Origin of the sequence: Streptomyces jumonjinensis (genome assembly GCF_009600885.1) — a bacterium.
Lineage (GTDB): Bacteria > Actinomycetota > Actinomycetes > Streptomycetales > Streptomycetaceae > Streptomyces > Streptomyces jumonjinensis.
On the sequence record NZ_VCLA01000110.1, the window covers coordinates 1 to 1,047 of the forward strand.

At 67.0% G+C, this 1,047-nt stretch carries 1 protein-coding gene; it reads left to right on the plus strand.

The annotated features are described in order from the left end of the window. A partial coding sequence (locus FF041_RS12745; protein ID WP_153522942.1) for a DNA primase family protein occupies nucleotides 1-1,047 on the plus strand: 1,047 nt, incomplete at both ends.

A 1,047-nucleotide genomic window follows, 5' to 3' on the forward strand; every position in this document is an offset into this window, starting at 1 on the left:
CGTCGTGCGTTGTCGACGTCGGGGATGAATGCGTTGTTGATGCAGGCGCGGTCGGCGCCGGGGATGGTGTTGAGTGCGGGGGTGCTGGACGCGGATCCGTATGTGCTGTGCACGCCGGCGGGGATCGTGGACCTGCGCACGGGCGGACTGCGGGCCCCGGACCCGGACCGGGACTTCCACTCCCGCTCCACCTCGGTCGGACCCCGCCGGATGCCGACCCCGCGGTGGGACCGTTTCCTGACCGACACCTTCGGCGAGGACGCCGAAGGCGCGGAGATGATCCGCTTCCTCCACCTCCTCCTCGGCTACTCCCTCACCGGAGACGTCGGAGCCCAGGTCATGCCCTTCCTCTTCGGCTCCGGCAAGAACGGCAAATCAGTCCTCCTCGACGTCCTCATCAAACTCCTCGGCGACTACGCCGACGCCGCACCCCCCGGATTCCTCATGGCCCGACCCTTCGAAGGCCACCCCACCGACCTCGCCGAACTCCACGGCCGCCGCGTCATCGTCTGCTCCGAAGTCAAACCCGGCGACCGCTTCGACGAAGCCCGCGTCAAACTCCTCACCGGCGGCGACCGCATCAAAGCCCGCCGCATGCGCCAGGACTTCTTCAGCTTCGTCCCCACCCACAAACTCTGGCTCCTCGGCAACCACCGCCCCGAAGTCGGCACCGGCGGCTACGCCTTCTGGCGACGCATGCGCCTCATCCCCTTCGAACGCGTCGTCTCCGACCACCGCAAAATCGACAACCTCGCCGACATCCTCGTCACCGAAGAAGGACCCGGCATCCTCAACTGGCTCATCACCGGAGCCCACCACTACCTCAACGGCCCCCGCGACCTCACCGGACCCGAAACCGTCCGCATCGCCACCACCGCCTACGCCGAAACCGAAGACCACACCGGCCGCTTCCTCACCGAATGCTGCACCCTCGAACCCCACCACCGCGTCGAACAAGCCCACCTCTACACCCACTACAAAACCTGGTGCCAGAATGAAGGCGTCACCGCCATCTCCTCCCGCGCCTTCGCCAACCGAGTCCGGGAG